This is a genomic window from Rhodomicrobium vannielii ATCC 17100 (assembly GCF_000166055.1).
GTDB lineage: Bacteria > Pseudomonadota > Alphaproteobacteria > Rhizobiales > Rhodomicrobiaceae > Rhodomicrobium > Rhodomicrobium vannielii.
The window spans coordinates 628,783-653,510 of sequence record NC_014664.1 but is presented as its reverse complement, the minus strand read 5'-3'; the positions used below and the strand labels follow the sequence as shown (position 1 = coordinate 653,510).

Annotated in this window: 17 protein-coding genes and 1 tRNA gene; 8 read left to right on the top strand and 10 right to left on the bottom strand. The window is 63.2% G+C overall.

Annotation, left to right across the window (positions count from 1 at the left end; translation table 11 throughout):
- Positions 1-6 precede the first annotated feature (6 nt).
- From RVAN_RS02830 to RVAN_RS02815, 4 genes are read left to right on the top strand one after another with little or no spacing between them, the layout of a single operon-like run.
- Positions 7-1,491 carry an efflux transporter outer membrane subunit gene (locus RVAN_RS02830; RefSeq protein ID WP_155942332.1) on the top strand — a complete coding sequence of 495 codons (1,485 nt, stop codon included), beginning with the start codon at positions 7-9 and terminating at the stop codon, positions 1,489-1,491.
- Positions 1,488-2,747: an efflux RND transporter periplasmic adaptor subunit gene (locus RVAN_RS02825; RefSeq protein WP_013418254.1), complete on the top strand. Its 1,260-nt coding sequence runs from the start codon at positions 1,488-1,490 to the stop codon at positions 2,745-2,747. The genes RVAN_RS02830 and RVAN_RS02825 overlap by 4 nt, the downstream gene beginning before the upstream one ends.
- Positions 2,744-6,256 carry an efflux RND transporter permease subunit gene (locus RVAN_RS02820; protein WP_013418253.1) on the top strand — a complete coding sequence of 1,171 codons (3,513 nt, stop codon included), beginning with the start codon at positions 2,744-2,746 and terminating at the stop codon, positions 6,254-6,256. Before RVAN_RS02825 ends, RVAN_RS02820 begins: the two co-directional genes overlap by 4 nt.
- Positions 6,253-9,369, top strand: coding sequence for an efflux RND transporter permease subunit (locus tag RVAN_RS02815; RefSeq protein ID WP_013418252.1), 3,117 nt, complete (start codon positions 6,253-6,255; stop codon positions 9,367-9,369). Before RVAN_RS02820 ends, RVAN_RS02815 begins: the two co-directional genes overlap by 4 nt.
- A 50-nt stretch (positions 9,370-9,419) precedes the next feature.
- Here the strand turns inward: RVAN_RS02815 and ftsH are convergent, their stop codons facing one another.
- Positions 9,420-11,300, bottom strand: coding sequence for an ATP-dependent zinc metalloprotease FtsH (gene ftsH / locus RVAN_RS02810; RefSeq protein ID WP_013418251.1), 1,881 nt, complete (start codon positions 11,298-11,300; stop codon positions 9,420-9,422).
- 343 nt (positions 11,301-11,643) lie between these two features.
- A complete protein-coding gene (locus RVAN_RS02805; protein WP_013418250.1) occupies positions 11,644-13,506 on the bottom strand; it encodes an ABC transporter transmembrane domain-containing protein in 1,863 nt (620 codons plus the stop codon).
- Positions 13,507-13,664: 158 nt separating this feature from the next.
- Here RVAN_RS02805 and rpmE point away from each other — a divergent pair, with 158 nt between their 5' ends.
- Together rpmE and RVAN_RS02795 are read left to right on the top strand one after the other, a co-directional pair.
- Entirely contained in the window at positions 13,665-13,886 is a 222-nt protein-coding gene (gene rpmE, locus RVAN_RS02800) for a 50S ribosomal protein L31 (RefSeq protein WP_013418249.1), read from the top strand.
- 151 nt (positions 13,887-14,037) lie between these two features.
- Positions 14,038-14,114 (top strand) — tRNA-Asp (locus RVAN_RS02795).
- 193 nt (positions 14,115-14,307) lie between these two features.
- On the opposite strand, the gene RVAN_RS02790 is transcribed toward RVAN_RS02795, so the two are convergent.
- Together RVAN_RS02790 and RVAN_RS02785 are read right to left on the bottom strand one after the other, a co-directional pair.
- Positions 14,308-15,018 carry a hypothetical protein gene (locus tag RVAN_RS02790; RefSeq protein WP_013418248.1) on the bottom strand — a complete coding sequence of 237 codons (711 nt, stop codon included), beginning with the start codon at positions 15,016-15,018 and terminating at the stop codon, positions 14,308-14,310.
- Positions 15,019-15,068: 50 nt separating this feature from the next.
- Entirely contained in the window at positions 15,069-15,425 is a 357-nt protein-coding gene (locus RVAN_RS02785) for a zinc ribbon domain-containing protein YjdM (protein WP_013418247.1), read from the bottom strand.
- A gap of 514 nt (positions 15,426-15,939) precedes the next feature.
- On the opposite strand from RVAN_RS02785, the gene cysE reads away from it, so the two are divergent.
- Complete coding sequence (cysE, locus tag RVAN_RS02780) at positions 15,940-16,791, top strand: serine O-acetyltransferase (protein ID WP_049779581.1); 852 nt, start codon at positions 15,940-15,942, stop codon at positions 16,789-16,791.
- Between the two features lie 97 nt (positions 16,792-16,888).
- Here cysE and RVAN_RS02775 read toward each other — a convergent pair whose 3' ends face one another.
- Positions 16,889-17,620: an OmpW/AlkL family protein gene (locus RVAN_RS02775; RefSeq protein ID WP_013418245.1), complete on the bottom strand. Its 732-nt coding sequence runs from the start codon at positions 17,618-17,620 to the stop codon at positions 16,889-16,891.
- Between the two features lie 655 nt (positions 17,621-18,275).
- Here RVAN_RS02775 and RVAN_RS02770 point away from each other — a divergent pair.
- Positions 18,276-19,274 (top strand): amino acid ABC transporter substrate-binding protein, encoded by a 999-nt coding sequence (locus RVAN_RS02770; protein WP_041787243.1) that lies wholly within the window; start codon positions 18,276-18,278, stop codon positions 19,272-19,274.
- Between the two features lie 192 nt (positions 19,275-19,466).
- Here the strand turns inward: RVAN_RS02770 and RVAN_RS02765 are convergent, their stop codons facing one another.
- The 5 genes from RVAN_RS02765 to RVAN_RS20015 all read right to left on the bottom strand — a co-directional run bounded on the left by RVAN_RS02765 (position 19,467) and on the right by RVAN_RS20015 (position 24,550).
- Complete coding sequence (locus tag RVAN_RS02765; RefSeq protein WP_013418243.1) at positions 19,467-21,641, bottom strand: 3-hydroxyacyl-CoA dehydrogenase NAD-binding domain-containing protein; 2,175 nt, start codon at positions 21,639-21,641, stop codon at positions 19,467-19,469.
- Between the two features lie 33 nt (positions 21,642-21,674).
- On the bottom strand, positions 21,675-22,886 hold the full coding sequence (locus RVAN_RS02760; protein ID WP_013418242.1) for an acetyl-CoA C-acetyltransferase: 1,212 nt from the start codon (positions 22,884-22,886) through the stop codon (positions 21,675-21,677).
- An 80-nt stretch (positions 22,887-22,966) separates the two neighbouring features.
- Positions 22,967-23,461, bottom strand: a complete 495-nt coding sequence (locus RVAN_RS02755) for a MerR family transcriptional regulator (RefSeq protein ID WP_013418241.1) — start codon at positions 23,459-23,461, stop codon at positions 22,967-22,969.
- Between the two features lie 82 nt (positions 23,462-23,543).
- Positions 23,544-23,846: an SCP2 sterol-binding domain-containing protein gene (locus RVAN_RS02750; RefSeq protein ID WP_041788104.1), complete on the bottom strand. Its 303-nt coding sequence runs from the start codon at positions 23,844-23,846 to the stop codon at positions 23,544-23,546.
- A gap of 89 nt (positions 23,847-23,935) precedes the next feature.
- Positions 23,936-24,550 carry a DUF6680 family protein gene (locus RVAN_RS20015; protein WP_013418239.1) on the bottom strand — a complete coding sequence of 205 codons (615 nt, stop codon included), beginning with the start codon at positions 24,548-24,550 and terminating at the stop codon, positions 23,936-23,938.
- Positions 24,551-24,728: the final 178 nt, after the last annotated feature.

Here is a 24,728-nt window from a genome sequence, read left to right as displayed (position 1 = left end):
GGCACCATGCGACGCGACCACGCGCCGACAGGCGGAAAAACACGCTTACTGCGAGGCGGGGCGGCAGCCGTGCTTGTCGCTGCGCTATCGGCGGCAGGCTGCGCCGGCCTTGATCCTAACGTGGCGTCGCCGCAAATTGCCGTACCGGACGCCTACAAGGGAAAGAGCGCGCGGCCTTCGCAGCACCCTGCGGGCAGCCCCTACGATTTCGCGGCGTTCCGCTCGAAAAAGCTCACCGATCTGATCGTGGCCGGGCGCGGCTTCAACCTCGACATCGCCGCCGCCATCGCCCGCGTCGAACAGGCCGAGGCGCAGGTTCGCGTCGCAAGTCAGGCGCTCATCCCGACCATTCAGGCCGATGGCAGCGGCACGCGCTCCTTCAGCCACGCGACAGGACGCGCGGTGCGCGGCGACACGGTCGTCGGTCAACTCGGCGCGAGCTACGAACTCGACTTCTGGGGCAAGAACCGTTCCGGCGTCGCTTCGGCCATGGCCTCGCAAGCGGCCGCCGATTACGCCGCCGCAACCGTCGCCATCACGACCGACGCGACCATCGCCACAACCTATTTCGACGCGGTCGCGACGCAGAAGCAGATCGACATCGCGAAGGCGAACCTTGCCATCGCGCAAAAGACGCTCGACGCCATCGTCGCGCGCAACAAGGCGGGCACCACATCCGGCCTCGACGTGGCACAGCAGGAAACGCTCGTCGCCAATGTCAAGGTGACGATCCCGCCGCTTCAGCGCCAGCTTGAGCAATACAAGCACGCACTTGCCGTGCTGGTAGGTCGCGCGCCGGAGTTCTTCTCGTGGCGCGCCGACGACCTCTATGCCATCGCGGTGCCGCAGATCCCGGCGGGGCTTCCGTCCGAGCTTCTGTGCCGCCGTCCCGATATCGCCGACGCCGAGGCGCAGCTTGCCTCGCAGCGCTTCCTCGTGTCGAAGGCGCGGGCGGCGATGTTCCCGTCGATCCAGCTTACCGGCGCGGGCGGCTTCCAGAGCGTGGCGCTGGCCTCGCTGTTTCAGCCGCAAAGCACCTTCTACAATGCGGCGGCGGGCCTGACCCAGCCGATCACGAACCTGGTCGAGTTGCAGGCGACGCTCGATCAGAACCGCGCCGTCTATACCGAACTGCTCGCGACGTACAAGAAGACCATCATCGCCGCATTCCAGGATGTGGAAGACGCGCTCGTCGCCTATCGCAAGACCGCCGAACAGGAGCGTCTCCAGCGCGAAGCGTTGCAGGCCGCGCGCCGCGCCTACGAGATTTCGCAGGCGCAGCTTCAGGGCGGCATCATCGACATCACGACGCTGCTTTCCATTCAGCAGACACTGTTCTCGGCGGAAAACAGCCTCGCCCTCGTGCGGCAGGCGCGTCTCGAAGCCGCCGTCTCCCTCTATCGCGCTCTCGGCGGCGGCTGGATCAAGCCCGAGGGCGTCACGCTTGCTGAAGTTCCATCCCTCATCGATGTAAAAAGGGCCACGCCATGAAGAGGCTCCTGCCCTGGTTGATCTTTATTTTGATCACCGCGTTTCTTGCGATCTTCGTCTATAGCGACCGCATCTTCGGCACGTCCGGGCGAGGCGGCGATGCGGCTGGCATGGGCGGCGGCCCTCCCGGCGGCTTCCGTCGCGGCGATCAGGCCGTCTCGGCGGAGACAAAGCCCGCGCGCCTCGAAAACGTGCCCGTGTGGCTCTCCGGCGTCGGCACGGTGCAGGCCTTCAACACGGCGACGGTTCGCGCGCAGGTGTCCGGGCGTCTCATTGAGGTGAATTACCACGAGGGGCAGGACGTGAAGGCAGGCGACGTGCTCGCCCGTATCGACCCCGTTCTCTATCAGGCCGCCTATGACGAGGCGGTCGCGAAGAAGGCGCAGGATGAAGCGCTGCTCGCGAACGCCAGGCGCGATGCGGCCCGTTATTCGAGCCTCGTCGGCCAGAACTACTCGTCGCAGCTGGAGACCGACGCCGCGAAGTCGAAGGTTCAGCAATACGAAGCGCAGGTGAAGCAGGATCAGGCCGCCATCGATACCGCGCGCGCGAACCTCGATTACGCCACCATCCGCGCGCCCATCGACGGCCGCACCGGCATCCGCCAGCTCGACACGGGCAACCTCGTCACGTCGGGCGATTCCACCGGCATCGTCGTCATCACCCAGCTTCGGCCGATTTCGGTTGTGTTCACGCTGCCGGAAAGCGCCGTCTCCGACATTCTCGACGCGCAGGCGAAAGCGGCCCTACCGCTTCAGGCGCAGGCGGGCGGGCGCGTGCTCGGCGAGGGCAGCGTGGCCGTGATCGATAACCAGATCGATCAGACGACCGGCACAGTGAAAATCAAGGGCACCTTCCCGAATGACGAAAACCGGCTTTGGCCGGGCCAGTTCGTGAACGTCAAGCTTCGGCTGAAGACACTCGAAAATGCCGTGGTCGTTCCCTCTGCTGCCGTCCAGCAGGGCGCGAACGGAGCCTTCGTCTACCGCGTCACGCCAGAGAAAACCGCGAGCATCGTCTCTGTGAAGGTGGTGCAGGAAGGCGAGAAGGATGCGGTGATCGGCGAAGGCATCGCGGCGGGCGACGTCGTGGTGACGAGCGGCTTCTCGAACCTTCAGGACGGCTCGAAGCTCAAGCTCGAAGGCAACGAAGCGTCAGGCACGGCTCCTGCACAGAATAGCGGCGAGCGGAAGAATGGCGAGCGTCGCGGCAAGGGAGCCGACGCCGCGAAGCCCGAAGGCGCCGCACGGCCATGAGCGGGCCAACGGCGGAAGAGCCTGGCGGGGTCGGGGCGCAAGGCGCGGACGCGGCGGGCGAGGACACGTATTCCGGCATCTCCGCGCCGTTTATCGCGCGGCCCATCGCGACATCTCTGCTCGCGGTTGCGATCCTGCTCGCGAGCCTTCTCGCCTATTCGCTGCTGCCGATCTCGTCGCTACCGCAGGTGGATTTCCCCGTCGTCCAGGTGACGACGCGTCTTCCGGGCGCGAATGCCGACACCATGGCGCGGCTCGTAACCGCTCCGCTCGAACGCCAGCTCGGACAAATTCCCTCGCTCGAAAACATGAGTTCGACGAGTTCCGAGGGGCTGTCGCAGATCACGCTGCGCTTCATGTTGAGCCGCGATATCAACGCGGCCGGGCAGGACGTGCAGTCCGCCATCAGCGCGGCGGGCGGATCGCTGCCACAGAACCTCCCCTACCCACCCGTCTACGCCAAGGTGAACCCGTCCGACCCGCCCATCGTGACGATCGCGCTCACCTCGCAAAGCGTCTCGCTCGAACGCCTGTCCGACTTCGCCGACACACTGCTCGCGCCAAGGCTGTCGCAGGTGGCGGGGGTCGGCCGCGTTACGGTGCAGGGCAACATCCGGCCAGCGATCCGCATTCAGGCGAACCCGCTGCAACTCGCGTCCCTCGGCATCGCGCTCGAAACCGTCCGCTCCGCCATCGCGAACGCCAACGTGACAGGCTCCAAGGGCCTCATCAGCGGCCCCGAAAAATCCTACATCGTCGGCGCGAACGATCAGCTTGAGACCGCGGGCGCCTATGAGGACGTAGTCGTTGCGTATCGCAACAAGGCTCCCGTTCTGCTGCGCGACGTGGCGACCGTCGTCGCCGGCCTCGAAAACGAACGCGTCGCCGCGCGCTACAACGGCACGCCGGCCGTCGTCATCGACGTGCAGCGCCAGCCGAGCGCCAACATCGTCGGCACCGTCGATGAGTTGAAGAAGATCCTGCCGAAGCTCGTCGATGCGCTCCCGGCGGGCGTGAAACTCGACATCGTCGCCGACCGCACGGGCACGATCCGCGCGTCCGTCGAGGAAGTGCAGTTCACGCTCGTGCTCTCCGTCGCGCTCGTCATCATGGTGGTGCTGCTGTTCCTGCGCACCCTGTCCGCCACCATCGTCGCAGGCATCACGCTGCCGCTGTCGCTGATGGCGGCGTTCGGCGTGATGTATTACGCGGGCTTCTCGCTGAACAACCTCTCGCTCATGGCGCTGACCATCGCGACCGGCTTCGTGGTGGACGACGCCATCGTCATGATCGAGAACGTCATGCGCTACATCGAGAAGGGCGAGAAACCGCTCGTGGCGGCCTACAAGGGCGCTGGCGAGATCGGCTTCACCATCGTTTCGCTGACGCTGTCGCTCATCGCGGTGTTCATTCCGCTGCTGTTCATGGAAGGCATCGTCGGCCGCCTGTTTCGCGAGTTCGCGCTGACGCTCACCGCCGCTGTCGTCACATCCATGATCGTGGCGCTGACGCTCACGCCGATGATGGCGGCCCGGCTCCTGCGCGCGCCGCGCCACGGCGAGACCGCGCCGTGGTATTCCCGCGCTTTCGAGGCACCGTTCAACGCGCTGTTGTCGGTCTACCGCGTGACGCTCGACTGGGCGTTGAACGCGCGGCGCTTCATGCTGCTCGTGGCGGCCGCAACCTTCGTGCTGACCGTCGTTCTCTATATCGCGATCCCGAAAGGCTTCCTGCCGGATCAGGACACGGGCTTCCTCACCGCCGAGACGGAGGCCGCGCCGGGCGTCTCGTTCGAGCGCATCAACGCGCTTCAGGCCGAGGTGGAACGGATCATCCGCCGCGATCCCGACGTGCTGGGCGTGGTTTCGGTGATCGGCGTCGGCACCACGAACGCCACGCCGAACGCCGCACATCTCGCGCTGACGCTGAAGCCCAAGACCGAGCGCAAGGCGACCGCGACGGAAATTCTCCAGCGACTGACGGAGGCGACCGCCGATTTTCCCGGCCTTCGCACCACGTTCCAGATCGTGCAGGACATCCAGATCGGCACCGCGCGCAGCCGCACGCAATATCAATATGTGATCGTGGGGCTCGACCGCGAGGGCTTCTCCGGTTGGGCGCAGAAGCTCGAAGCAGAGCTGAGCCGCGACCGCCGCCTGATCCATGTCGCCTCCGACCTTCAGGAAGACGGCAACGCGGTGCTCATCAAGACCGACCGCGTCATCGCAGGCCGCCTCGGCGTCACCATGCAGGCGCTGAACGACACGCTCTACGACGCCTTCGGTCAGCGGCAGATTTCGACGATCTACGGGCAGTCGAACCAGTATCGCGTCGTGCTCGAAGTCGCCCCGGCGTTCCAGACCGACACCGCCGCACTCGGTTCGATCTATGTGCCGGGCACGGCGATTTCGAACTCGACCTCGGGCAACGCCTCGACCGGCAACGCAACCGCGAGCGGCGCGACGAACTCTTCCATCACCGCCACCTCCGCAAGCGGTACCGGCGTCGGCTCGCAGGTGCCGCTGTCGTCGTTCTCCGTGATCGAGCGCGCCACGGCGCCGCTGTCGGTCAACCACGTGCAGCAATATCCGGCGGCGACCATCAGCTTCGACGTCGCACCGGGCTTCTCGCTCGACGCCGCCGTGCAGGCCGTTACGGACGCGCAGAGTCGCATCGCGCTGCCCTCCTCCATCGTCGGCAGCTATACAGGCGCCGCGGCCGAGTTCAACGCCTCGCTCGCGAACCAGCCGCTGCTCATCCTCGCCGCCGTGGTCACGATCTACATCATCCTCGGCGTGCTCTATGAAAGCTTCATCCACCCGTTCACGATCCTGACGACGCTTCCCTCCGCAGGTATCGGCGCGCTGCTCGCTCTCGAAATCCTCGGCATGGAATTTTCGTTCATCGCGCTCATCGGCATCATCCTGCTGATGGGCATCGTGAAGAAGAACGCGATCATCATGATCGACTTCGCGCTCGATGCGGAGCGCACGCGGGGGCTTGCGCCGTTCGACGCGATCCGCGAGGCGTGCCTGCTCCGCTTCCGGCCGATCATGATGACGACGGTCGCGGCGCTGCTCGGCGCGTTGCCGCTCGTGATCGGAAGCGGCCCCGGCTCGGAGCTTCGCATGCCGCTCGGCGTCACCATCATCGGCGGGCTGCTCCTGTCGCAGCTTCTCACGCTCTACACAACGCCCGTTATCTACCTCGCCATGGACGGGCTGAAGCGTCGGATCGAACGCCGCTTCGGCATCGACGAGCCGAATTATCCGCCGCCAGCGCTTCGGCCGGAGCCGGGCTTGCCCGATCCCGGACCACGGGGCGGGTCGCCGCGCGGAACGGGCGGCGGCGGAGCGGCTGGCCTGTTGCCCATCTTCGGCACGCCGTCGCTTCCGATGCTCCCGCCGCGTGCGGATTGGCTTCTCCTGCCTTCGCCCGAAGGCAACGCGGCCCTCCCGTCGCCGAACGAACCGCTCGCTCTGCCGCCGCCGGACAAGCCCGCGTCATGAATATTTCCGCGCTTTTCATCCGGCGGCCCATCGGCACGATCCTTCTTTCGATCGGGCTGTTCCTTGCGGGCATCGTGTCCTATTCGGCGCTGCCGGTGGCAAGTCTGCCGAATGTCGATATGCCCGCCGTGCGCGTCGGTGCCAATCTGCCCGGCGCGGACCCGGAAACCGTCGCCGCCACCATCGCCGCGCCGCTGGAACGCCGCATCGGCGAAATTGCCGGCGTAAAGGAACTCACCTCGACGAGTTCGCTCGGCTCGACCAGCATCCAGGTCCAGTTCGACCTGTCCCGCAACGCCGACGACGCCGCGCGCGACGTGCAGGCCGCCATCAACGCCGCGCAATCCGACCTGCCCTCCACGCTGACTCGCCGTCCGACGATCCGCAAGGCCAACGCCGCCGCCGCGCCCGTCATGATCCTGGCGATGACCTCGCCGATCCGGCGGCCGACAGACCTCTACGACCTCGGCGACCTCATCGCGTCCACCCGCATCAGTCAGGTGAACGGCATCGCTGAGGTGATGATCGGCGGCGCGCAGACGCCCGCCGTGCGCGTCGTGACCGATCCCGGCGCGCTGAAATCGCGAGGGCTTTCCGCCGAGGATGTCCGCACCGCCATCACGCAGGCGAACTCGCTCGTGCCCATCGGCGTGCTCGACGGCGCGGAGAAATCCACCATCGTCACGGTGAACGGGCAGATCACCAAGGCCGCCGATTACGAGACCCTCGTCGTCAAGGTGCGAAACGGCGATGTGGTGCGCATCGCGGATGTCGCGCAAGTTTCGAACAGCACAAGCAATCGCCTCTCGGCCGGGTTCTTCAACCGCGAGAACGCGGTGATCCTCATCATCTTCAAGACGTCCGATGCGAATGTCATCGAGACCATCGACAACGTCTATGCGCTCCTGCCGGAGTTGCAGCGGCTGCTGCCCGCCGACGTGAAGCTGACCGTTCTTAACGACCGCACCCAGACCATCCGCGCGAGCATCGCCGACATTCAGCATACGCTGATCGTGTGCGTGGTGCTCGTGATGCTGGTGGTGCTGCTGTTCCTGCGCCGCATCGTGCCGACGCTCGCGGCTGGCGCGGCGGTGCCGCTCTCGCTGTCCGGCACGCTCGCGCTCATGTGGGCCTCGGGCTACAGCCTCGACAACATCTCGCTTCTCGCGCTGACGATCTCGGTCGGCTTCGTGGTCGACGACGCCATCGTCGTGATCGAGAACTGCTACCGGAACATGGAAGCGGGCATGAAGCCGATGCAGGCCGCTCTTGTCGGCTCGCGGCAGATCGGCTTCACCATCGTGTCGATCTCGCTGTCGCTGATCGCGGCCTTCATTCCGCTCCTGTTCATGGGCGGCATGATCGGGCGACTGTTCGGCGAATTCGCCTGGACGCTCACCTACGCGATCCTCATATCCGCCATCGTCTCGCTCACGCTGACGCCGATGGTGTGCGCGCGCTTCATCCGCCGCCTCCCGCGCCCGCGCGAGACGTGGCTCGACCGCCGCGTTGAGCCGTTCTTCGAGTGGCTGCTGGCGCGTTACGACCGTTCGCTGACATACGGGCTGCGCCATCGCTGGCTGATGCTCGTGGTGACGTTCGCCTCGCTCGCGTTTACGATCCAGCTTTTCATCGTGATCCCGAAGGGCCTCATCCCAAGCGGCGACACAGGGCTCATCATGGGCTTCGCGCGGGCGTCGGCCGAGACGTCGTTCGAGGCGATCCTGGAAACCCAGAATCGAGTGACCGAAATCCTTACAGCGGACCCCGCCGTCGAAGGCGTGGCGACGTCCATCGCGGCGGGCGGCGGCCCAGGGTCGAGCCAGAGCAACGAGGCGCGTTTCTTCGTGTCGCTGAAACCAATCGGCGAGCGCAAGGACTCCGCGGCGGCCGTCATCGCGCGCCTGCGGCAAAAATTCGCCGCCATCAAGGGCGTCGATATCTTCATGTTCCCCGGACAGGAGATCATGTTCGGCGGCCGTCAATCGCGCTCGCAATATCAGGTGACGCTCTGGGGCCCCGACCTCAAGGAAATCGCCGAATGGCTGCCGAAGGCGCAGGCCGCGATGAAACGCATCCCCGGCGTGATCGACGTCAATTCGGATCGGGAGGCGGGCGGCCCGCAGGCCACGGTGACTATCGACCGGGTGAAGGCGGCGAAGTTCGGCGTCTCGGTCGCGGACGTGAATTCGGCCCTGAACAACGCGTTCTCGCAGCGCGCCGTCTCCACCGTCTACACTCTGCGCACCCAGTATAACGTCATTCTCGAAGCGGACCCCGCCATCCAGCGAAGCCTTCAGGGCCTCGACAGCATCTATGTCAAGGGGAGCGCGAGCCAGCAGGTGCCGCTTTCCTCCGTCGCAACCATCGCCATGACCCAGACGCCGCTTTCGGTGCGCCACACCGGTCAGTTTCCTTCGGCGACCGTCAGCTTCAATCTCTCGCCTGGCGTGGCGCTCGGTCCCGTGATCCCGAAAATCCTTGAGGCAGGGCGCGATCTCGGCTTGCCGGAGCAGCTTCATTTCGAGCTTTCGGGCGAAACGCTCGCCCAGCAGGAGCAGAGTTCGTCGACGCTGCTTCTGATCGTGGCGGCGCTCGTCACAGTCTACATCGTGCTCGGTGTCCTCTACGAAGACCTCGTGCATCCGCTCACGATCCTTTCAACGCTGCCGTCTGCCGGCTTTGGCGCGCTGCTCGTGATGCATGCGGCGGGCGAAACGTTGTCGATCATCTCGCTGATCGGCATCATCCTGCTGATCGGCCTCGTGAAGAAAAACGGCATCATGCTGGTGGACTTTGCGCTCGACGCGGAGCGCAGGCTGGGCCTGTCGAGCGAGGAAGCGATCCGCCGCGCCTGCATCGAGCGCTTCCGTCCCATCCTAATGACGACGCTCGCGGCGATGTTCGGCGCGCTGCCGCTCGTCTTCGCTTCGGGGCCGGGCTCGGAGCTTCGCACGCCGCTGGGGCTGACCATCGTGGGCGGCCTCGCCGTCTCGCAGCTCCTCACGATCTACACAACGCCCGTGATCTACCTCTGGCTCGACAAGTTGCGTTGGCGGAAGCGGCGCGCGGCGCGGGAAGCAAAAGCCGCTGCACAACCTCAGGCGACATGAAAAAAGCCCGCTTCGCAGCGGGCTTTTAATTCCGGGCATATGACGGCTGATCAGGACAGCGTCGGCGCATGCTCCGCTTCCGGTGCGAGCACCTCGTCGGGCGACGAGCCGTCGAGCTTTTGGCCGGGCGCGATGTTCACGAGCGGCGGAAAGTCGTCGGGCGTGATCGTCTCCTTTGCGAGAAGCAACGCCGTGCCCTCGTCGAGATCCTTGCGGCGCCCGTTGAGCGTCTTTTTCGCATTCGCATAAGCATCGTCCACGAGCTTTTTCACAGCGAGGTCGATCTCGCGGTTCGTCTGGTCCGAATAATCCTTCGGCTTGCCGATCAGGCCCTCGCCAAGAAACGCCTGACGCTGCGGCTCATAAACCCGCTGGCCGAGCCCCTCGATCATGCCGAAGCGCGTCACCATCTGGCGGGCGATGTCGGTCGCGCGGTCGATATCGTCGGCGGCGCCGGTCGAAATCTCACCGAAGATGATTTCCTCCGCCGCGCGGCCGCCCATGAGCACGGTCATGCGGTTTATGAGTTCGCCGCGCTGGATCACGAAGCGGTCTTCCGTCGGCCGCTGCATGGTGTAGCCGAGCGCGCCGATACCGCGAGGGATGATCGAGACCTTGTGCACCGGATCGACGCCCGGCAGCGCCGAGGCAACGAGCGCGTGGCCCATCTCATGATGCGCGACGACCTCGCGCTCCTTCTTCGACAGCACGCGCGAGCGCTTTTCGATGCCCGCGACCAGCCGTTCCACAGCGCGTGTGAAGTCGTCCATGGTGACGTGCTCCGCGCCGCGACGCGTTGCACCGAGCGCCGCCTCGTTGACGAGATTCGCGAGGTCCGCGCCCGAAAAGCCCGGCGTGATGCCCGCCACCTGTTCAAGGTCGACGTCCTTCGCGGCCTTGATGCGCTTGATATGCACGCCGAGGATCGCGATGCGCGCGTTCTTGTCCGGGCGGTCGAGCGCGATCTGGCGGTCGAAGCGGCCCGCGCGCGTCAGCGCCGGATCGAGGATTTCCGGCCGGTTCGTGGCGGCGAGCAGCACGATTCCCTCACGCGGGTCGAAGCCGTCGAGTTCGGCGAGAAGCTGGTTCAGCGTCTGCTCTTTTTCGTCGTTACCGCCGCCGCCCGCCATGCCAGCCGCGCGGCTGCGGCCGAGGCTGTCGAGTTCGTCGATGAAGATGATGCACGGCTTCATCTTGCGCGCCTGCTCGAACAGGTCGCGGACACGCGCCGCGCCGACGCCCACGAACATCTCCACGAATTCGGAGCCGGAGATCGAGAAAAACGGCACGCCCGCCTCGCCCGCGACCGCGCGCGCCAGCAGCGTCTTGCCGATGCCGGGAGGGCCGACGAGCAGGATGCCCTTTGGCACGCGTGCGCCAAGGCGGCCGTAATGGTCGGGATCCTTCAGGAAGTTGACGATTTCCATCAACTCGCCCTTCGCCTCGTCCGCGCCCGCCACGTCTTCGAAGCCGACACCGGTCACCTTCTCGACGTAGATTTTAGCGCGCGACTTGCCGACGCTCATCAGCCCGCCGATGCCCTGTTTGTCACCCATCCGGCGAATGAAAAAGGCCCAGATCGCGAAGAAGATGAAGATAGGCAGAACCCACGAAGCGATGTCCCGGAAGATGTTCTGCCCCGAGCTGCCCGAAAATTCGATGCCCTGCTTTTCGAGTTCGGTCGCCACCGCCGGGTCGACGCGCGTGGTCGCGAAGTATTTCTTGCCGTCCTGCGGCGTCTTGAACTCGCCGCGGATCTGAGACGGCCCGACGACGACGTTCGTCAGCTGATTCTCTCTCAGAAGCTGCTGGTAGCGGCTGTAAGGCACCGGCTCGATTTCATTGTAATTCGCCCAGTACACCTGAAACAGCAGCAGGAGCCCCAGCGCGACGGCCATATAGGTGAGATTGAGTTTGTTTTTCTTGTCCATCGTCCCGTCCCAAAATTGCGCCACGCCGCAAAATGCCGGTTCGCGCGGCTTCACACGTCGCCCTGTGCATCCGGCAATAAACCACCCCGATGTGAATGGATTCTCACCGGGAAGGCGGGTTGCTGCCCCATTTCGCTTTAAAGGCAAGTAAGTGCTGGATGGCGTTCCGGGAAGGCGGAAAAGCTAAATAGACGCGCCAAGATCACGCCTTCGCGGAAATTTGCGCGGAAGGATGAAAGCAAACGCCGCCGCTTGCTGCCACGCGGACCGGCCGGGCATTCGGTCATGCCATTTCAATGGCGATTCTTTTGCCGGGCCGCCATCCACTTTCGCCGAACACAACTCAGGACGCCAGCGCGCCCTCCTGATGGCCCTCAAGCTGAAGCCCGGCCAGCCGTGCGTAGACGCCGCCCGCCCCGAGAAGCTGCGCGTGCGTGCCTTCCTCGACGAGTTCGCCGCCGTCGATGACGAGGATGCGGTCGGCGTTGATGACGGTCGCCAGCCGATGCGCGATGACGAGCGTCGTGCGTCCGCGCATCACGCGTTCGAGCGCGGTTTGCACCAGCTTCTCGCTTTCCTGATCGAGCGCGCTCGTCGCCTCGTCGAGAAGCAGGATCGGCGCATTCTTGAGGATGGCGCGCGCGATGGCGATACGCTGGCGCTGGCCGCCGGAAAGCACGACGCCGCGCTCGCCGAGCAGCGTGTTGTAACCCTCGGGCAGTTGCTCGATGAAGGTGTTCGCCAGCGCCGCTTTCGCCGCCGCGCGCACATCCTCGTCGGACGCGTCGGGCGAGCCGTAGCGGATGTTATCGATCACCGTCTCGGCGAAGATGATCGTATCCTGCGACACGAGCGAAATCCGCTTTCGCAGCTCGGTGAGATCCGCCTTCTCGACCGGCACGCGGTCCACAAGAATGCGGCCCTGATGCGCGTCATAGAAGCGGAGAATGAGATTGAAGATCGTGGTCTTGCCAGACCCCGACGGCCCGACGATAGCCACACGCTCGCCCGGTCGCGCGATGAAGGAAACATTATGAAGCGCGGGATGGTCCGGCCGAAGCGGATAGGTGAAGGATACGGCCTCGAATGTGACCTCGCCCTTTGCGTGGTCGGGGAAGGGGCGCGGATCGGCGGGCGAGCGAATCTCGGCGGGAATCGCCATCAGTTCGGAAAGCCGCTCGGCCGCACCCGCCGCCTGCTGCATCTCGCCGAAGATTTCCGAAAACTCGCTGAGGCAAGCTGCGGCAATGACCGCATAAAGCACGAACTGAGCGAGAATGCCGCCCGTGATGACGCCTTCCATGACGTCGTGCGCGCCATACCAGAGCACGCCGACGATGGCGCCGAAGATGAGGAAGATCGCCGACGCCGTCATGATCGCGCGGCGCTTCGTGCGCGACACCGCCGCATCGAATGAGCGGCTGACTGCGGCAGCATATCGGTTCGCGACGAGTGTCTCGGACGTGAACGCCTGCATCGTGCGAATCGCGGAGAGGTTCTCGCTCGCAAACGACGACGACGCGGCGACTTCATCCTGCGCGATGCGGCTGTAACGGCGCACCGTGCGGCCATAAAGCACCAGCGGCACGATGATGACGGGAATCACCACGAGCACGAGAAGACTCAGCTTGAGGCTGGTGAACACCATCAGCACGAGCGCGCCGATGAACATGACGGCGTTGCGCAGCACCTGGCTGACCGACGTTGAAACGGCGGCCTTGATCTGCGTCGTATCGGCGTTGAGGCGAGACATGATCTCGCCGGAGTGCGTCTTTTCGTAGAACGCGGCGCTCAGCCTCGACAGGTGGCGGAACACGTCCGCGCGCACGTCCGCGATGACGCGCTCGCCGAGCCAGGACACGCAATAGAAGCGTATCGCGCTCGATATGCCGAGCAGCGCCCCCACGGCGAACAACCCTGCGAAATAAATGTTGATCAGGCTCTGCTTTTCTGGTGAGAAACCTCGGTCGATCATCTCCCTCACGGCAAACGGCAGCATCAGCGTTGCGGAGGAGGAGACGATCAGCGCGATGAGCGCTGCAATCGCGACGGCTTTATATTTCAGGACGTAAGGGCGCAGCAGTTGAAGCGGCTTCAGGTTCGCGCGGGAGCGGGCCTCACGTGCGGCAATTTCTCCCGGCTTGCGGTTTTCGCCGGCTGGGGCGGGTAGGTTCGAGCGGCGGTCGGCAAGGGTATGTAGGGTCACTTTGCACACTCTTCTGCGTAGCGCGCGCCTGTGTCACCGATTTTTCTCAATGAAACCAGCACGATGACGCTTAAACTTGTCACCATCTCACTTCGTCCTGTATAGCAACCCAAACCGCACAAATACAAGGCGCACATCGAAGCGCAAGAGGAAAGACCATGAAAAAGGATATTCATCCTGACTACCACAAGATAACGGTCGTCATGACGAACGGCGAGACGTTCGAAACTTTTTCCACCTACGGCCAGGAAGGCGGGAAGCTCAACCTGGACATCGACCCGAATTCGCACCCCGCATGGACCGGCGGCAACCAGCAGCTTCTGGATCGCGGCGGCCGCGTGTCGAAGTTCAAGAAGAAGTTCGAAGGCTTCCTGAAGTAGGCCATTCAGCCAGCGGTTGGTGACGCGGCGAAGCACTCGCCAGCCTGTCACATAAATCGCAAAAAGCGAAAACTAGCGCTTGAGATGCGCGGCAACGCTTGTTATGTAGGGGTCATCGGCGACGCGCTGAAGCGCTTCGCCAGTCCCATGCGGGGGTGTAGCTCAGTCGGTTAGAGTGCCGGCCTGTCACGCCGGAGGTCGCGGGTTCGAGCCCCGTCACTCCCGCCATTTCTCCGAACAGCGCCGTTGTTTTATCAACAGCTTGCTGATGTTTTTCATCATGCGCTGGTTCTTCGCCATCCACGGCACATGCGCATAGCCGAACAGCGCGAAGATTTAATTCGTTCCGGGAGCCTCGCGCCTCCGTCGTAGCTTCGCGCTCGAATGCGGCGAGGAGACGAGAAGCGTGTCCTGCCCCGATCTACGAATCGAGATAGAAAAATTCCCATCCGGTCATAGCATCAAGGCGGCCGATGTCCTCCGGCGAGAGGAAAACGATGGTCGCGTCGCCGTCGAGAAAAATCGCAAAGCGCTCTTCGACATCTCCCGGAAGCCGCTCGTTCAGTCGAAAAATGACGGACCAATCGAAATCCTTGCCGTGAGCAAGTTCGAAGGGAGGAATTTCGGGGTCCGCATGAATCGTAATCGCGACGGGTTTTCCGAACTCGATCCGTTTATGAGGATCGGAGGCGTTCCTTGCCTCGACGCTTTTGACGGGCCACTTGTCGCCCGCCATCGCGGCAATATTCGAAATCATCGCCGCGTAATCGGACGCTTCAGCGACATCGTAGCAATGGTCGTCGACGCGGATCGCGTTTTCAAACGGCCTCGGACCATCCGCGTGGCCAGCCAGCGCAAAAAGTGCCCAATGCCCCAGTCCGGGCTCGCCTGCGAAGGAACTTCCGCGACAATCATAGGCGATGCTTGCCGCCACGCGAGCGGGATCGTCCCTGGCGGCGGGCGCGAGACGCAAACCGACCTTCACGAGTTCGGTCATCGCTGCCTCTATATATCGGCCGTCTTCCGGCACGACCTCGCGACGCGCTGTGGCCGCGGCGGGCAGCACATTCGGGAGCGCTTCGGCCCCGCCCATTTCCGGCGTTGGCTTCCTGAAAATCCGACGAAACCACATCTTCTGGATTTCCTCGTGAAAGACGCCCCCTGCGTCTCAAGCTGCGGCGGTCAAGCCTTGCGGACGAATTCCGACTTCAGGTTCAGCGCGCCGATGCCGTCGATCTTGCAGGCGATATTGTGGCCGTCCGTCGCGTCGGGAATGAGGCGAATGTTCTTCACCTTCGTGCCGACCTTGATCGCGCCAGATGCCCCCTTCACCTTCAATTCCTTGATGACCGTCACCGAATCGCCATCCGCGAGCGCGGTTCCGTTCGAATCGCGCACGCCTGCGTTCTCCTCGGCCGGCGCGGAATCAGCCGCCGCATCCCCGCTCCATTCGTGGAAGCACTCCGGGCAGACCCAGAGATTTCCGTCAAAATAGGCGTTTTCGGACTGGCACTTCGGGCAACGAGGGGTGGCGGTCATAAAAGCAATGTCCTGATTTGAGCGGCCTCCGGGCATAGCCTTCGGCGATCTGCCCGCGTCCCGCTCTCCAACTACAAAAAAAGGCGCATATGGCACGCCGCAACGGTGTCCGCACATGCATTTCACCGACGAGCAGCAGCGCACGAACGACGTTTTCCTAGCATGCCTCCTGGCGAAATGAAAATCGTTCGGCGCTCATTGACCACGGGGCGGAGGTAGGATCATGGGACAAAAAACAGGCTGGTGTGTTCGCTGGCGGCAAGGCCAGCTGAAATTGCTGCCGCCATGTTGGACGACTGCGCAGCGCCATTTTCCAATCAGGCGCCCCAACGCGATCTTAATTTTTTCGATCAAAATCGCCCGCCAGTATATTTTACTCTTACTTGGCCAATCCCAGCAAATTTTCACTATATACTTCGCCAAAAGCGCCGTTGTTATAAAATATATTTTCGCGAGGGAGACGGCGGGCTATAATGAACCCGCAATTAGGCGCAGGTGCTTCGTGAACGCTCCAATAGACGAAAAAGCTTCGGTCCTTCTTCGCACGGGCGCTCCGCTTCCGGCGGAGGACGCCGTGTGGACCGTACTTCAGGCCGAGGCCGAACAGGCTCGCAGCGGGGAAGCAGCGCTTGCACCCCTTTACGACAGCATTCTCGGCGCGCCCACGTTCGAAAGCGCCCTCATCGATACGCTCGTCGCGCGGCTTGGCCATAACTCGATTGCCGCCCCGACGCTTCGCGCGAAATTCCGCACAGCGGCCGAAGCCGATCCGGCCATCGGCGCGGCGGGACGCGCGGACCTCAAAGCCGTGGTCGAGCGCGACCCCGCTTCGGGGAGGCTTCTGGAGCCATTTCTGTTCTTCAAGGGCTTCGCCGCGATCCAGACGCACCGCTTCGCGCATTGGATGTGGGCCAACGGCAGGCCCGATTTAGCCCGCTATCTGCAAAGCCGATCCTCGGAGGTTTTTCAAACCGACATCCACCCCGGAGCGGAATTCGGGCGCGGCCTTTTTCTCGACCATGCGACCGGCTTCGTGGCGGGTGAAACGGTGGTGATCGAAGACGATGTGTCCATCCTTCATGGCGTTACGCTCGGCGGAACCGGCAACCAGAAGACGGATCGCCACCCGACGGTGCGCACGGGCGTGCTGGTCGGCGCGGGCGCGATCATCCTCGGCGACATCGAAATCGGCGCCTTCTCGAAGATCGCGTCGGGCTCGTTCGTGACGCAGAGCGTGCCCCCGCGCTGCACGGCGGTGGGCGTCCCCGCGCGGATCATCGAAGGCGCCGGGTCAACCAACCCGGCTCAGAGCATGGACCAGCACCTTGCGCTCGGCACCTACGAGTCGTTCACCTACGTGATCTGACACGGGCGCGCCCTTCCGATGCAGACGCCGCGCGCGAAAAAAGAAAAAGCGCAAGCAATGCTCGCGCTTTTTCTCCAGGCTCCCAAGATGGGCGAAACTACTTCAGCGGAACGTAGGAGCTGCCGAACTTGTAGCCGATACCCGCGCCGACGATGATCGGATCGATGTCGGCCTTCGTGCGAACTACGGCATTATTTTGCAGCGTTGCCGTCACATCGGTATCGAGGAAGAGATACTTGAAGTCAAAGTTAAGGAACCAGTTACCAGCAAGCTTGTAATCGAAGCCGGCCTGAAGCGCGAAGCCCCAGTTGTTGTCGAATTTAACCTTTTTGAAGGCAGAACCTTCGTCGACGCCAAAGAACACGGTATAGTTCACGCCCGCGCCGATGTACGGCTTGAATGCCGTGCCGGTATCGAGGTGATACTGCAACGTTACCGTGGGAGGCAGCAGCCACACATCGGCGATCTTGCCCGCGCCGATTACGGAGTTGGAATCGACAGTATGCGGGGTAACGCCCGCGATCGCTTCCACGGCGATGTTCTTCGTCAAGAAGTAGGTGACGTCCAACTCCGGAATGCCGGACGTCGAGATAGTGGCTCCGAAACCGGCCGTGCCGCTGGAACTTCCGTTTACCGTCCAGTCCTTCGTCTTCTCGTTCGGGATCACGGCAAGGCCGCGCGCACGCACGAAGATGTCGCCCGGGTTTGTCCAGGACTCGACAACGACCGGCGCATCCTTGTAGCCGCCGCCCGCGCCGTACAGATCGGCGGCATTGGCGCCACCCATCGCCATTACGCCCGCAATAGCGGCGTAAGCAAAACGTTTCATTATTAACCCCCGTACCCAGTTTCTTGAGAGTCGGCACCCCGCCGACACACTCACAGCAAAAGGCCTTCGGGGACGACAAGTCAATTATATGCATTCCAGTATTCCGCAATATCCGAACAGAAGTGGCATCCATACAACAGCGGTCTAAACTATGTTTAGAGCGCGCATATCCATGTTATGGACTCCCCGTTTCGCATAGAATTGGCGTCTATGGCCGCACCGCTAAGATGTAATTCTGATTTTTATCGAACCGCGCACGTTTTGTTCCCATTAATCGCAGTTTTTAAACTTGCCCGTTCCGCCCCATGGCTTCCTTGACAAATCTCAAATGTTCAAGGGCGGGCTTGATAATTCGCAAAATCTGGTATGTCGCAAACGGGAAGCTTTGCAACTCGCGCCTGTTCCGAAGCGGCGATGCGCTGGTGACGTACCGAACGAGCCGCTTTGCCGCAGTCTGCCGTCCGCGCCCGGTACCAGCACCGGCAGCGCGATGCGTCGGTTGTTCTCAATCTTCGCGTGCGGGAAACAAAAAATTTGCCCTTTCCTGCCAAAGTCCAGCCCAGTTCAAAAAAGAATGTCCGGGTCTTCGGGAGGGCAAACAATGACGAAACCTCACCTCATCTTAGCTGCCCTGTGTCTGGCGGGCGCCGCGGGAATGAGCGTAAGGGCCCAGGACGCCGGAGCCGCCCCTGATGCCGCCAAAGAACCTGGTTCCGTCGCGGCCCAGGCCCAAGCTCCCGAAACGCCTCCCGCCAAGGCCGAAAACCCCGGATCGCTCGCCGTCGCCACCGCCGAAGGGGGCGTTCTCGGAAAGATCAAGGCGGCTGGCGCGATCACGCTCGGCTACCGCGAGGCGGCCGCGCCTTTTTCATACGCGGCGGACCAGAACGCCGCCGGCTTCGCCGTCGATTTGTGCGGCCTTGTCGCCGACAAGGTGAAGGAAAAGCTCGCGCTTCCCGAACTGAAAGTCGTATGGCGCGCGACAACCGACGCGGATCGCGCCGCGCTCGCCTCGAAACGCGACATCGACATCGACTGCGCGGCCACGCCCGACAAAGCCACCCTTGACGACGCGGCGGAGTTTTCGGCACCCGTGTACGCGTCCGAACTCCGCTTTGTCGTGCCCTCGAAGCTGCGCCCCGAGGCGGAGGGCTTCCGCCGCCGCCGCGCCGACTTCAAGACGCCCGCCGCCATCGATGACCTGAAAGGCAAAACCGTCGTGCTGCTGCAAGGTTCGCCCGGCCTGCCCTATGTGCTGGGCCAGAGCGTCGAGCGCTATCTCGGCATCTCCGTCGCGTACGCGAAGACCCCCGCCGAGGCGTTCAAGCTGGTCGAGACGGGCGCGGCGGCCGCCTATCTCGATGATGACGCGGTACTCATCGGCCTGAAGGCGGGAGCTAAGTCGCCGGATGCCTTCCTGCTTCTCGGCACCGGGAAGCCGGGCGCCGATTACGCGCTTGTCCTGCCGAAGGATGAGCCGCTGAAGGATCTCGCCGACGCAGCCATCCGCGACGCGGTGAAGTCCGGCGAATATGAGAAGCTTTACGCGAAGTGGTTCGAGAACCCGATTCCGCCGAAGAACGTCACCCTCGCCTATCCCATGACCGAGCGGCTGAGGCAGTTCGTGAAAGACCCGGCGGCAGCGACGGAATAGGCGGCGGGACGGGCCTCCCACGAGGCTCAGGTCACGCCCCAGTCCTTGAGCGCGGTCGCGAAACCGGCGCCCACTTTTGCGGATCGTGCGCTAAAGCGTCGTGCCGTAAATCAGACTCGGCACGACGCTGTAAGTGTCTGTTGTCGATCCGCTTGTCTGCGTCCAAGCGGGTCCGATTTAACGCAGGCTGCTCTAAGCAGCAGCCTTCGCCGCCGGGTAGAACGTCCGCCCTTCCGCCGCCATGTCGCGCAACAGCTTCGGCGGCGAGAACCGCTCGCCATATCTCGCGGCGAGCCGCTCGCACTCCGCGACGGCATTCGCGATGCCGATACCGTCGAGCATCGACAGCGGCCCGCCGGTGTAGGGCGCGAAGCCGAGGCCGAAGATGCCGCCCACATCGCCGTCTTCCGGGTCGGTGAGCACGCCGTCTTCCATGGTCCGCACCGCGTCGAGCGCCTGCGCGAAGAGGAGCCGCTTCTTGAGGTCGTCGATGCTCGGCCACTCGCTTTCGGGCTTCACCGGGAAAAGGTCCGCGAGACCCGCCCAAAGCGTCTTCGGCCCGCCCTCGGGATACTCGTAGAAGCCCTTGCCATTCTTGCGGCCCGCGCGCCCGTTCTTGACGTACATGGCTTCCATCACGCCGATGGCGGCGCTCGGCGTATAGGCGTCGCCGAGGTCGGTTTCGGCCGCCTTGTGGATCTTCCAGCCGAGGTCGATGGCCGTCTCGTCCGCGAGCGCGAGCGGCCCGACCGGCATGCCCGCAAGCTTGCCCGCATTCTCGACCAGCGCCGCCGGAATGCCTTCCGTCAGCATGATCTCGCCCTCGCCGATGTAGTTCATGCAGAAGCGCGAGGTGAAGAAGCCGCGCCCGTCATTGACGACGATGGGCGTCTTCCTGATCGCCTGCACAAAGTCCAGCGTGACCGCCAGCGCCTCGTCGCTTGTTTTCTTGCCGCGGATGATCTCGACAAGCGGCATCTTCTCGGCGGGCGAAAAGAAGTGGATGCCGATGAACTTCTCAGGCCGCTCGCTCGCTTCCGCGAGGCTGGTGATCGGGATGGTGGACGTGTTCGAGCCGAAGATCACGTCGGGCCGGATCACGGCTTCGACCTTTTTCGTCACGTCGGCCTTGATGGCGCGATCCTCGAAAACGGCCTCGATGATGTAATCGACATCAGCGAGGTCGGCGTAATCGGCCGTGGCGTGGATGCGAGCCAGCAACCCCTGCCCGTCCGCCTCCGTCGTCTTGCGGCGCGAAACGGCCTTCTCCACGAGCTTCCGCGCGTAGCCCTTGCCCCGCTCGGCCGCTTCCACGTCGCGATCGAGAAGCACCACCTCGATACCGTTCGACGCCGCGACATAGGCGATGGCCGCGCCCATCATGCCTGCGCCCAGCATGCCGATCTTCTTGAACTTCGCCTTCGGCACGCCCTGCGGACGGCGCACGAGCTTGTCCGCCCGGCCCTTGTTGACGAACAGCGTGCGGATCATCGCGGGCGCGACGGGGCCGCGCAGCAGCGAGAGGAAATATTTCGCCTCGATCTTGAGGCCGAGGTCGATCGGCACCTGCGTGCCTTCATAAACCGCCGAGAGGATCGCCTGCGCGGCCGGATAATTGCCGAGCGTCTTGTCGCGCGTCATGGCGTTGGCGGCCATGAAAAGCTGCGCCGCAGCGGGATGCATGCCGCCCGCGCCGCCCGGCACCTTGAAGCCGCGCTCGTCCCACGGCTGGACTGATTTCGCCTGCGGGGACAGAAGCCACGCCTTCGCCTTTGCGAGAAGCTCAGCCGCGGGCACGACATCGTGGATGAGACCGGACGACTTCGCTTGCTGAGGAGACAGGTGCTTGCCTTCGAGCAGCAGCGGCGCGGACGCCATGATGCCGATGAGGCGAGGAATGCGCTGCGTGCCGCCCGCGCCCGGCAGCAGGCCGACCTGCACCTCGGGCTGGCCGATCTTGATGGACTCGTCATCCGCCGCGACGCGGTAATGCGTGGCTAGCGCGATCTCGAAGCCGCCGCCGAGCGCCGTGCCGTTGATCGCGGTCGCGACCGGCTTGCCGATGGTTTCGAGGCGGCGCAGCACTTCGGTGAGACGCGACGAGACCTTCAGCGCCTCCGCGGCCGGAGCATTGCGCGCGTGCTCGATCATGCCCGACATGCCGATAAGGTCCGCGCCTGCGACGAAGCTCGACTTGCCGGAGGTGATGACGATGCCCTTCACGCTCGAATCGGCGGCGGCGCGCTCGATGGCCTCGCTGAGTTCCTCGGTGAATTCAGGGCTGATGACGTTCATCGACTTGCCCGGCTGGTCGATGGTGAGCGTGGCGATGCCGTCCGCGTCGACTTGATAGGAGATGCTGCTCATGGTCGTTTCCTGTTTTGCTCTTGCGCGGCCGAATTAAACGAGTTCGAGGATGGTGGCGGTGCCCATGCCCGCGCCGATGCACAGCGTGACAAGGCCCGTGGCCGCGCCGCGCCGCTCCATCTCGTCGAGGAGCGTGCCGAGCACCATGGCACCGGTCGCGCCGAGCGGATGGCCCATCGCGATGGCGCCGCCGTTCACGTTGAGCTTGTCGTCGGCGATGTCGAGCAAGTCGCGAAAGCGAAGCACCACCGACGCGAACGCCTCATTGAGTTCCCAAAGGTCGATGTCGGCCTTCGTCATGCCAGCCTTCGCCAGCGCGCGCTCGGCGGCGAAGCTCGGCCCCGTGAGCATGATGGTCGGTTCCGAGCCGATGGACGCGAAGCTGCGGATGCGCGCGCGGGGCTTGATGCCCGCCTTTTCGCCCGCCTCTTTCGATCCGATGAGCGCTACGGCCGCGCCGTCCACGATGCCGGACGAGTTGCCGGGCGTATGCACGTGGTCGATGCGCTCGATTTCGGGGTATTTCTGGAGCGCCACGCCGTCAAAGCCGTAGTTTTTGCCCATGTCCGCGAAGGACGGCTTCAGCGCGCCCAGCGACTGCATGGACGCGTCGGGGCGGATCATCTCATCCTTGTCGAGGAGCGTGATGCCAAGGATGTCCTTCACCGGCACGATGGACTTCGCGAACCGGCCTTCCGCCCAGGATTGCGTCGCGCGCTTGTGGCTCTCGACCGAGTAGGCGTCCAAATCGTCGCGGCTGTAGCCCCACTTCGTCGCGATGAGGTCGGCGCTGATGCCCTGCGGCACGAAGTAGGTGGAGAACGCAACCGCCGGATCGATGGGCCACGCGCCGCCGTCGGACGCCATGGGCACGCGGCTCATGCTTTCCACGCCCCCGCCGACGATGAAGGGCGACTGGCCCGACATGACCTTCGCCGCCGCCATGTTGATCGCTTCGAGGCCGGATGCACAGAAGCGGTTCACCTGCACGCCGGGCACGCTTTCGTCGAAGCCCGAGATCAGCGAGGCGGAGCGCGCGATGTCCGCGCCCTGCTCGCCGACCGGCGAGACGCAGCCGAGGATCACGTCTTCCACATCCCTCGTGTCGAGGCCGGGATTGCGCTCCTGCACGGCGTCGAGCATCTGCGCGGCAAGCTTGACGGGCGTCACCTCATGCAGTGCGCCGTCTTTCTTGCCCTTGCCGCGCGGGGTGCGCACGGCGTCGAAAACATAGGCATCGACCATGGTTCGTCCTCCCTGACTATGCGCGCGCGGGCGCATTCGCGCAGCCCGGCGACGTCCGTTATGATTTCATTGTTGCCCCGTCACCCGGCGGTGCGGCGGCTCTTTTTATGCGGCGCGTCGGCGGCCTCGCCATCGCCCGCAGTCTTGCAGGGCGTGCCATCTTCGGCGAGAAAGCGCAGACACTGCGCGTGAATATCGCGAAGCTCTTCGAGCGTCTTGACGATATCCGCCTGCTTTTGCTCCAGTTCCGCGATCATCGCGGCCGAGCGGTCGGCGAGGAACGACACCTGCAGCGGACGCCCCTCGCCCCGGCTTCCGTAGAGTTCGAGAAACTGCTGCACCTCCGCGAGCGAGAAGCCGATGGACTTCGCGCGCAGGATGAGCTTCAGCCGGGCGCGATCCCGCCTCGTGTAAACGCGACCGCCATTCGCACGCACGGGAGCGAGCAGTTCCTTCGCTTCGTAAAAGCGAATGGCGCGCGCGGTTATCCCGAGTTCCGCCGCAAGCTCGGCGATGCCGTAGAGCTTCTCGGACTCGGACGAATCGGCCTTGGCTCGCTGGCGTACGGCGGTCAATGCATTCCGGCTTTCTGGTGCTCCGGTTCAATCCGCGTTCGAGATTCGCCCGAACGCGGGTTAGTCGATCGAAATTTTTGCTTCAGACGATCTGCCCCAGCTTCATGGCGAGGCCCATGTCGCCATCGACGCGCATCTTGCCCTGCATGAAGGCGGACGTCGGCTGAAGGCGACCGTGGATCAGGTCGGAGAAGTCGCCCGCGCTCATGCTGATGGTGCATTTCGCCGGGTCGTTCTTGTCGACCGCGACCGTGTTGGCCGCGCCTGTGCCGTCGATGTAGAGACAGCCCGCTTCGCCGAGGTCGAATTTTACGCTGCCGCCGAGGGGAGACTTGCTTCCCACGCGCTTCGTCAGGGCGTCGGCCACTTCGTTGAGATCCATCATGCGCTCCTTGTTCGTTTCGGAACGGAAGGTAGCGCATCCGGTTGTCATTAACAAGATGCGGTTGACGTATACGTCAGGCTAATGCCGTATTATCGCTTTGCATCCTGTTTGCGATGCAAATCCATATGAATTTTTATCGCACCGTCCTCGGAAAAGCATTGTGCCATTCGTTCTTGAATGATTTTCTGCTGCTCGTGCGCCTCTTGAGTAGCTGAGATTGAGATTGGGAGAGGTTTCTCACCCTTCACAATTTTGAGAATCTCGGTGTTGAATATTTCTCTATCAAGATCATTCTTTAATTGGCCATTTGGATAATAGATGCCACGTCTTATTTCGACTTTATCAAAATCATAGCCTAGTGATTTACTCATAGACTCCAATAGATCTAGAAAAAGATCGTCCGCTTTTGCTTGCCACGCTTGAGAAGTGTCCGGCGCTGGTGGATTCAAATGATCAGCGTATAGTCGCCACTTTGCGATCACATTAGATACTTTTGGACGAGCGCCAAATTCCAAACTGATCATATTTAGAGCTTGAATGTGTTCCGTGGCGAGCCTCGTAGCTCGGGTGGCCATCAGTGTTTTGAATAGTTGTTGCCTACTTCTGTTTCTCTCTGTGGAACGTTCAATCCACTTCTGCACTTGAACTGCGATAAGCGGACTAAGAAGAGTAACACAAACAAGAAGGATGTCCGTCACCGTCATGATCTAATCCTTTTTAACAGAATCGGACGATACACCTAGAAAATGAGATAATCGATCTCGTTTTATTCTATCCTCAGTTTTCTCAACATTGACAGGCCATAGCTCCAAATAGAACGCGTTGACGCATGCGTCACCCCTGCGTTAGCTTCTCTGACAAAAATATCAGGGGACGGAGCGC